Here is a 9,289-nt window from a genome sequence, read left to right as displayed (position 1 = left end):
TAGACTCAAAGATCAGCTTCAATTCATAGTAGATGAAGACTAAAAAGACAATATAAGAATGTAGGAAAACCTACATTCTTATATTGTCCTAAACCTACATTTTTATATTGACTTTTGCAAGTTTTGGTGTAATACCTTCATCATTTTATTTAGATAAACATTGTAATCATCCACCTTCTTACTAAAATAAATAATCTTATCGGTTTCATAATCCGCAAGATGGAGCTTAGAATCAACGGCACCATACAATGTAATAAAAACTCTTGGGTACAATGTACCTTTAACTCTCTTCATATCTTATTCCTCCTTTTCATTTAATAATGTAATTGAAAGAGTTATTCCCACTTTTTTAATCTTTTTCTCCTTTCTTCACCTAACAATGTATGACAAGAAATAATTCCCAGTTTCTACAAAAAATAATTTAAGATATAATGTAGACCTTTAGTCCATTTTTACTATGCATTGATATAATCAAGCGTGGATACAAAGTGTTCTTCACACGTTTTATCATATACTTATCCCCCTCTCACTCTTAACTTATTGAGCATAAAAAATCCCTATTTTTTACACTATTTTTTAGTAATCTATATCATATTCACAACATTCATCTGCATACATTCTTTCATCTTCAGACATTCCTTCATTCTGGCTTTCATCAATCTCACAACAATTTTCATATACTTCTTCATTCCAAGATTGTTGTAATTCATGACTCGCATTCTGAAAAGAAACGTGTTCATTAATTTGTTCGCCTGTCATCTCATTTGTGACAGAATAATTAATCATAGTAGCCTGGGGTCTTTCACCAACAGGAGTATAGTTTTCTACACTATAGAAGACGCTGTTATTAAAATTCTGTACATATGAAGCTACTTCTCTTTCTACATGTCTTTGATCTATTTGATTCACGTTTCTATTCTGAGCATCTAAGTTTTCATGATTTGAACTTCCTTGAAAATAATGCGCAATCAAATGTCCACCATGATCATACTTTTGACGATACTCTCCTCCAGCCTTCCTCTGGTTATACGTATTTCTAACTTCAACTGCACCAAGTTCTGTTACATACCCATAGGCTTTCTTGCCTAATGGTGTATTTTCATATGTAAACTTATTCATAGAATACTCCTTACTAAAATATATAAACCAACGAGAATAATAATACATGGCATAAATGCACTACATGTCTGTATTAGTACAGGGATACCATTAAATATCCATAGCCTTAAGCCAGGAATGAAATAACACAGTATTACAAGTAATATTAAGTACTTCATAAATAATCTCCTCTCATGAAATAAGGTTTAAACAATTGAATAGATGGTTGATGATCAATCAAACAGAATGCTTCAAAAGGACGAAGCTTAAGTAAATCATTCATAGATATTCTAGGTAGGTTGCCTACTGTATCTCTATATCCACTTAACTGACTCATATATGTCAGAGTGTTATAATTAGTTGTCTGAAAACTGATAATATTCTGACAACAGTCCATAATAGTCTGAGCTACAGACTTGCTATAACCAATCTCTAATTGATCAATGGATTGAATCAATAAAGTGAACTTGATATTTCTGGAACGTGCTGTACTAATATATCTTTCAAAGCTAGGTAATCTAAAATGAGCGAACTCATCAATGACAAAATGAAATGGAATATCTAACTTTCCTGTCTGATCACATGAATGATATAAAACATGAATAAGCTCTGTAAGGAATAAAGAAACAAGACCATCATACTGTTCAGAATATTCTGGGTACTTTAAATAAATAATGGTCTTCTCTTTAGGAATCCTTCTTATATCAAAGCTTGTTGTTCTAGTAATTTTCTTTAGTTTAGAATTTGTAAGAAGAGAAGAAATCGCCGCAAATGCTGTCATCAATATAGATGCCGTTGTCTTCTCACTACTTGTAAAAGTTCCATTTAATAATGAACTAGCCATAGGTGTAGTATGATCAAGTGGCAAGAATTCTATACGTGCAGAGTTTTCTACACATAGATGTGATAATGCTTCTAAGTTTATTTTCTTGCTATTTGTTTCTAACAAATAGTAAATAAGGCCCTTTATATAGGTAGTAGAACTGATTGTCCAGAAAGGATCATCAGCTCCAATCAAAGGTTTATTTAATGCTTCACTAATTAATGAAATTAATTCACCACATAACACTGACTCATTTTCTTGATAATAGTCCTTAATTAAATCTAAGCAGTTAAATGAATCTCCTTTATAATTCAAGTAATCAAGCAGAATAATATTGTATCCTTGAGACTTAGCGAGATCATATGTATTCTTATAGATTTCTTCCTTGCTATTATCATTTACAAACAGACTATGTCCTTGTTTTAGTGCCTCTATTGTTTCATTAATCGCAATACAACTTGTTTTACCACTACCTGGTTCTCCAAGTACAAGTGTGTTTTTAATAGTTTTCATATGTTATCCTCTGTTATCCTCTAATTTCTTAACTCTTTTATTTGAATTTGCCTCATAACGATTAAGATAATGAATGAGACCAGAGCGATTGTCTTCATCCATTAAGACAGCATATTGGTCTGCTTCATAATCTCTTCTAGTCATATAGAATTTTAAGATGAGATTATTGAGTCCCATTAATAAACTCTGCATAGACTTCATAAACCATTTTAAAAACTTTACAAACAGTGATCCCGCAAAGTAAGTAGTAAATGAGAATGAACCTAGAATAACTAGAATAATCATCATAATGAATAAAAATGCCATCATGCCAGAATAAAATAATAAGATGAAGAAAATCAATGCAAGTATATTGAGAGATACTACTTGGCTAAAGACCATATCACAATTATAAATATGCCCACATTCATGAGATATACAGGCACGTAATGCATCTTCATCAAATAGCTTCAGCATACCTTTTGTGACCACTATAGTATGAAGACCATAATGTGTTACTCCTATTACATCATCATCTAAGTAATAGCAGTGAATACCTGAATAAGGAAAATCAATATCTTCTATCACCTGTCTATAAAACATAGAATAACTATTTACAGGCATTTGATCTAAGCGTATCGCTTGATTTATGCGTACAGTAATATGTTCCTCTATATTTCCTATAAAAATTAATATAAGAATAAGAAGTATGCAGAGAAGTATAGGTGCATTAAATATTTGATTAAGAATGTACCAGTCTCCTAATAGCAGAAGTATGGTAAGTATGAGATTTGTTTTCATAGCACTATTCCTTTCTTTGTTAATAAAACTTTACGTTTTCTTAAGTTATGAGCTTTGTGGTTTTCAGTAGCAGTTGCAATTTATTTGACCAGGCAAATAGTCGAAGTGTACTATTGCAAGTCTGTAGAAGACAGACATTTTTGCTCAGATACATAATTTCTTCTTTTTTTATTTTGGGCTCCTTAACAGGAGCCAATGTAGTAACCTGTTCTGTCTTATCTGTACCAAATAGACGATCTAGAAGACTTTCACTTCCTATTCTCTTATTTCTAGAGATAGTAGACGTTGTGTGAACAACTTCTACTTCACCTGCAAGCTGGGATATTATATTTGCAGAGTGTGCGTTGTGATTTAGATATATTTTTGTGGAGAAAAGATAAGGAATCTGTGATATGAGTTCTTCATGTAAGAAAACATCTTTGAATATCGCAATAAGCGGATAATCTTCTTTATTCAACTCAAAGAAATGTTTAAGTGTTTGTGTATTATATTGTTTATGATCTTCGATTAAAATAAGAGGTTGATGTGTATCTTTCATCATCTCATTAATAAGATATAAATGAACGTCCTGATTGATTTCGTCAAGCTGAATATTTGAGCATCGCGATGGAGAACAGCCAGAATTTTGAAATAAGAGAACGATAAACATTTCTATAGAAATAAACTCCGGCGTATGAAAACCGATGTATTGGTTCATGTAATATTGAAATACAGAAAGATCGATTGTTTGAGTTTGGAGCTGTTTATTAAGTTCTTCTTTCACTAGTTCATAGTTTTCACATTGAATAAGAGCATCAAGTAATGTCATATTCTTTTTGAGAGCAATCATAAGTTTTCTCAGAAATAATAAGTAACTTTCTACAAAAATTATGGTTGCATGAGGCGTCTCATGAATATACAGTAGGTACTTGATTAACTGAATCAACTGTTCATCGCTATATCTTCTAAAATAGTCATAATAGTTGATATCAGAAGATTTCATAGAACCATCATAATCATCTAAAGTGACGACAGTCTTCTTAAACTGGAGTGAGTTTATAAATTCATTTTTAAATGTAGGATTATTACCTGAAATTAGTATTTTCTGCATATTAGACTCCTTTTAAGAACTTCACTTTAAACATTGGCTGATTGAGTATCTTGAGATATGCTTCACCTACTGTTAATGTTTCTATATCACGTGTTGAGATAAGATCATCTTTTTGAACAACAGTTTCTGTATGACCTGATACATGAGCTGGAAAAACAGACATTTCTATCATATCTTGTCCACCTAAGTGAACAATAAAGTCTTTTGTAGGGGAATCTCTTGGCTTAAAGAAGATAAAGTTCTGGAATCCACCAAGGACTGACTGTTGAAGATGTTCATCAGGAGATTCTAAGCATCTATAAAGTAGTTCGATAGACTGTAATCCTAAGATGACATGGATTCTTTTTCCTGCCCCAATGTTTAAGACCTGTACTAAGTCAAAGTCACCATCTAATACAGAGGCTTCATCTAAAATAAGATACACACGTCTTTGTGGTGCATTTCTGCTAAGCTTTCTTTTAATAATGAGTTTAAGTAATAGTTTCATCAGATAATTACTACTCTTCTGGAACTGAATATCATATTGGAGAAGAAGTAAGTTCCCACCTACAGCAAGGATATCCTTTGTGGACATCAATACTGCACTGTCCTGTACAAAGTAATAATCAAGAATCAAATGCATAGTAGAAAGAATAGCACTGTTCTGACCATTCATTTTTGTTTGTCCGACATATAGGAATGTTTCAGCAACATAGCCTAAACCTACGTTGTGTAGAATATTCTTGATATCAATAAGACTTAAACTTCTGATCCAGTCTGCGATTGTCTTATTGTCTGCAATGCGTTTGTTCCTCAACTGAAAGAGAAGAAGTCCATAGAGTACCTTCTGAGCTGTTTCAGGAAAGAACTTGTTGTGTGCTTTTGTGAGTTCTTCGTGAAAGAGCTCCATAGTAATTTCATTAAGGGCTTCTTCTGGATAAGGAGAATCATAAGCCTCTTTGAGAATACTCCAATGAAATGTAGGATTCTTTATAGAGAATAATGCATCATTTGATTGGAGCAAGTCATTGTAGTCATCCTTTACATTCAACAATATATATAAATCATCAGGATGAGCTTGTCTTAAACGCTTAACTAACTGTTTAATAAATGTAGTTTTTCCACTACGAGTACCACCAAATACAGCTAGATGGGATTCTAGAGTATTGGTATCAAAGGGAAGATTTAATCTTTTATTTTTATAAATAGCGGGAATAAAAACTTTTGATATTTCAAAGTTTATATCCACACGATAATCATGACTTCTAACAAACATAGAATATCAACTCCTTTCATCTATAACGTATTGCCTGATTCTTTTCCCTCTTTTTGGATAAAAAAGGGAATATCTATTCTTTTATTTTTATAAATAGCAGGAATAGAAACTTTTGTTATTTCAAAGTTAATATCCACACGATAATCATGACTTCTAATAAACATAGAATATCAACTCCCTTCACCTATAACGTATTACCTAATCTTTTTCCCTCTTTTTGGATAAAAAAGGGAATATCTAATCTTTTATTGTTATAAATAGCAGGAATAGAAACTTTTGATATTTCAAAGTTAATATCCACACGATAATGATGACTTCTAACAAACATAGAATATCAACTCCCTTCACCTATAACGTATTACCTGATTCTTTTCCCTCTTTTTGGACAAACAAAAAAGATACATATGATTACATATGTACCTTTCCCTGGATGATGAAGCCTTTCCAGTCTTCTTCTTCATAATGTCAATGCACAGTTTTCAACATCTTTTTCTGTGTCATGCATTCTTTTATTCTATTGTCTAATTGTATAAGTTTCATCTTTAATTTAGTTGGATGTATTTCGTCTTTAAGATAATACTTAAAGTCTTCTTTGAATTGTATGAATTCTTTTATACCATTCTGGTAGTCTGATAAATATAGTTGAGTTTCCTGGTAAGACTGCATCGCATTTCTAGACTTCTTGTAATATTGATAAAAGATCTTCATAAATAGTGCCGCATTATAATCATCTATTTCTTCTACAGTAAGTAAAAGTGTTTGAGCCCCTGCAAGTTCAAAAGCACGTCTTATACCATAGACCCCTTCTCCTCCTATACTCTTTCCTTGACCTGTCTGACAGGCACTTAAGACAACAAGTTCTGTATCTGTTAAGTCCATGTCTTGTATTTCTGCAGCAGTGACATAACCAGAATCTGTTTTATTATAGCCTGATAAACATAAACGTCCATTCTCCATTAATTGATCAGAATCAACATATTCACCATGTGTACTAATATGGAGAATCTTAGGACTGACAATATCTAAGAAGTTATCATGAGTTGCATCTTCACGTGATAAGAGTGTGCTATCTTCAAACAATTGATTAATATACATACCTTCTATATAGCTTCCATAAAGAACACCCTTTTGTCCTCTACTTTCAGAAGAGTCATCATAATAATCAGGATAAATGACAGATACAATATCTAAATCATCATCACTTGATTCTTCACAGTCTTCTAATAGATCATGTGGTGAAGAGAGATAGCTGATTTCCGTATTGATGTATCTTGCGAAAGAGATATTATATAGGTCTCCATCAGGACAGATATAGAGATGTTTCATGCTTTCCCATAATTTTTGATTATGTTTAAGTGCACTTTCTAGATGACTAGATTTAAAGGTTTTTACCACTAAACCATCTTTTTTCAAGAGAATTGCAGTTATCTCATCCTCTAGACAATAACAGTCAAATAGATATTCACCTTCTTGAAGTACTTCCTGGAGATCCTTATAGTGAATATCTTTTTCAAGAATAGTTAAATGTGGGGCAAGTAGTTCCTTTTTCTTTTCTTCTAGTCTTTGAAGTTTTCTCTTTAACCCTTTCTCCTGTGTTCCGTGTGAATGAGCCACCTTTTCTTTGTAAAGAGAATATTCTTTAAAAATAGCCTGGTAAGCTTCATCTTTCTTGATAGAAGAATGACATCTTTCTAGATTCAATAAGAGAGTTTTGGTTTTAATAAGCATATCATATACATCAAAGCCTAACTGAAGCATTAGAACTATCAATTTATAAAATACTTCTATGAATTGATCACTCATCTTTGGTGTTTGATCATTTAAAATATCATCAACAAAAGATTCATGAAATGCTCTAAAATAAGAATCAATATCATTTATCATCAATTTAAAAAAATCAGCATTAGGTGTAATTTCGCTGCACATTAAAGTTGATGCAAGTTCCAAATAACCCTCTACTCTTTCTCTTGAACTTCTTTTTTGCAGTTGAGAACTAATTTGATTATGAAGTTGTAAAAACTTATCTCCATTCTCAACTTTTAACAAAAGGTAAAGGGCCTTAAGATGTTCTTCATCATTATATTTTTTAAGAATTTCTTCATTCAAACGTATATAATCGAGTTTTTTATCTTGATCCATACACTTTTTAATAACTTCATTTAAAGCCTTTAGTGTATCTGGATGATTTTCTCCTAACAGTTTACTTCTAGCATTAAAACATTTTACATAAGCATTAAAGCTCTCTTCTTTGCGATTTAAACAATTATATACATCTCCCATTTCATATAGTACATCAAGTGTTTCGGCAGTAATCTTATGATTATTTTCATATATTTCCTTAAAGTATTCTTCACAATATTTAAAAAAATCATCATACTCCTTAACATTTGAACTACTAAAAATCAATCCTTCCAATAAAGACATTTGATCTATCTCATCTGAAAAACCAGACGTATATAATTTTAAATAAAAATCATATATTTCTAAATCTAATTTTTGAATACTCTCTGCATCATTTAATCTATAATAAAGATGTTTCCTAGAAAATAGAATATAAATCAAACGTATATAGTCATTCTCTGATTTATAATAAAATTGAATATCTTCATATAAATCCAAAGCCTTTTCGTATTCTTCAAATTGTGTATAAAGATCAGCTAATAAACTTTTGACTAGTATGGTTTGACCATCATATTTACCAGACATTTCTTCTCTTATTTCTAAACATCGAGAAGCTGCTTCATAACTTTCCTGATATTTCTCAAGTTTATAATAAGAGGAGGCAATCAAATAATATGTCCTTAATGTATCATCATGAAATAGTGTGAATTTCTTTTTCTGCATTGAAAAACACTGCTGTGCCTGCAATAAAGCCTGTTCATACTCTCCTAGATCAAACGAACAATCTGCTACTGTATAGCAAGCCTTAAGTGCTCTTTCACTGCCGAATCCATCCACAATTAGTGAATCTTCATATAAATAGTTATTGTATTCACGACAATGAGTTATATCTCCATTATTACTATAAAGGGCCGTGATACCTTCTAATGCATCACATGTTAAGTCATCTATTCCATATAACGATTTTTTTGCGTAGTAGTATTTCTTTAAAACTTCCAACCCTTCACTATATCGCTGAAATGTAATAACTACTCTTCCAATTCGGTATAAAGTATCCAATGTTTTAGAATCATTTTCAGAATATTTATTCTTATAGAATTCATAAATATCTTTTAAAACACTAATACATAAATCCTGTTCATCTAAAACAAATGCATCATAACTTAAATCTTCTAGTAATTGTAAATAAGATGCCTCATCCATATTTCTAGAACGTTTATATTGAATGTATTTATTTTGAAGATCATCAATCTCATTAATCGCTTGATCCACTATATCTATCGACGATAAGACATATCTTTTTGTTTCTGCATCTACTGGATCAATACTTTCATCATAACGTTCTACTATTTCCTTATATCTTCCCATCTTATACATCTTTTTAATATTCATGATAATCTCTCCTATCATATGTAATTAATACACTTAATATCAATATTTATTGTTATCCACGACATGTACTTGTTGTTTTACGCATGATGATCTACTTTCATGATTTTCTCCATTTCCCCGCGCCTTTGTTGCGCGGACACAAATATATAACCAAACTCAAATCCCCCAAAACTCTAGTGTGCATCTCGATATAATAGTATAATCAAAGAGAGGTGGT

General features: G+C 31.4%; 9 protein-coding genes. All 9 read right to left on the bottom strand.

Going from position 1 to position 9,289, the window contains the following annotated elements:
- Nucleotides 1-102: 102 nt before the first annotated feature.
- The gene (locus H8909_RS11760; RefSeq protein ID WP_187012972.1) at nt 103-294 is read right to left on the bottom strand and encodes a hypothetical protein; all 192 of its coding nucleotides are present in this window, start codon (nt 292-294) and stop codon (nt 103-105) included.
- Between the two features lie 282 nt (nt 295-576).
- A complete protein-coding gene (locus H8909_RS11755) occupies nt 577-1,119 on the bottom strand; it encodes a DNA/RNA non-specific endonuclease (RefSeq protein WP_187012971.1) in 543 nt (180 codons plus the stop codon).
- A gap of 154 nt (nt 1,120-1,273) precedes the next feature.
- On the bottom strand, nt 1,274-2,434 hold the full coding sequence (locus H8909_RS11750; RefSeq protein ID WP_187012970.1) for a type IV secretory system conjugative DNA transfer family protein: 1,161 nt from the start codon (nt 2,432-2,434) through the stop codon (nt 1,274-1,276).
- A gap of 3 nt (nt 2,435-2,437) precedes the next feature.
- A complete protein-coding gene (locus H8909_RS11745; protein ID WP_187012969.1) occupies nt 2,438-3,214 on the bottom strand; it encodes a M48 family metalloprotease in 777 nt (258 codons plus the stop codon).
- 40 nt (nt 3,215-3,254) lie between these two features.
- Nucleotides 3,255-4,304, bottom strand: coding sequence for a hypothetical protein (locus H8909_RS11740; protein WP_187012968.1), 1,050 nt, complete (start codon nt 4,302-4,304; stop codon nt 3,255-3,257).
- A gap of 1 nt (nt 4,305) precedes the next feature.
- The gene (locus tag H8909_RS11735) at nt 4,306-5,559 is read right to left on the bottom strand and encodes a type IV secretion system DNA-binding domain-containing protein (RefSeq protein WP_187012967.1); all 1,254 of its coding nucleotides are present in this window, start codon (nt 5,557-5,559) and stop codon (nt 4,306-4,308) included.
- 20 nt (nt 5,560-5,579) lie between these two features.
- Nucleotides 5,580-5,723 (bottom strand): hypothetical protein, encoded by a 144-nt coding sequence (locus H8909_RS11730; RefSeq protein WP_187012966.1) that lies wholly within the window; start codon nt 5,721-5,723, stop codon nt 5,580-5,582.
- Nucleotides 5,724-5,743: 20 nt separating this feature from the next.
- Nucleotides 5,744-5,887, bottom strand: coding sequence for a hypothetical protein (locus H8909_RS11725; RefSeq protein ID WP_187012965.1), 144 nt, complete (start codon nt 5,885-5,887; stop codon nt 5,744-5,746).
- A gap of 137 nt (nt 5,888-6,024) precedes the next feature.
- A complete protein-coding gene (locus H8909_RS11720; RefSeq protein WP_187012964.1) occupies nt 6,025-9,072 on the bottom strand; it encodes a CHAT domain-containing protein in 3,048 nt (1,015 codons plus the stop codon).
- Nucleotides 9,073-9,289: the final 217 nt, after the last annotated feature.

It is taken from the genome of Catenibacterium faecis (assembly GCF_014306455.1).
GTDB lineage: Bacteria > Bacillota_I > Bacilli_A > Erysipelotrichales > Coprobacillaceae > Catenibacterium > Catenibacterium mitsuoka_A.
Note: the sequence above shows the minus strand (reverse complement) of the source record. Positions and strands in the feature narration are given on the sequence as shown.

Coding starts and splice junctions, on each gene's coding strand:
- H8909_RS11760 (WP_187012972.1), bottom strand. CDS start 294: ATGAAGAGAGTTAAAGGTACATTGTACCCAAGAGTTTTTATTACATTG.
- H8909_RS11755 (WP_187012971.1), bottom strand. CDS start 1,119: ATGAATAAGTTTACATATGAAAATACACCATTAGGCAAGAAAGCCTAT.
- H8909_RS11750 (WP_187012970.1), bottom strand. CDS start 2,434: ATGAAAACTATTAAAAACACACTTGTACTTGGAGAACCAGGTAGTGGT.
- H8909_RS11745 (WP_187012969.1), bottom strand. CDS start 3,214: ATGAAAACAAATCTCATACTTACCATACTTCTGCTATTAGGAGACTGG.
- H8909_RS11740 (WP_187012968.1), bottom strand. CDS start 4,304: ATGCAGAAAATACTAATTTCAGGTAATAATCCTACATTTAAAAATGAA.
- H8909_RS11735 (WP_187012967.1), bottom strand. CDS start 5,559: ATGTTTGTTAGAAGTCATGATTATCGTGTGGATATAAACTTTGAAATA.
- H8909_RS11730 (WP_187012966.1), bottom strand. CDS start 5,723: ATGTTTATTAGAAGTCATGATTATCGTGTGGATATTAACTTTGAAATA.
- H8909_RS11725 (WP_187012965.1), bottom strand. CDS start 5,887: ATGTTTGTTAGAAGTCATCATTATCGTGTGGATATTAACTTTGAAATA.
- H8909_RS11720 (WP_187012964.1), bottom strand. CDS start 9,072: ATGAATATTAAAAAGATGTATAAGATGGGAAGATATAAGGAAATAGTA.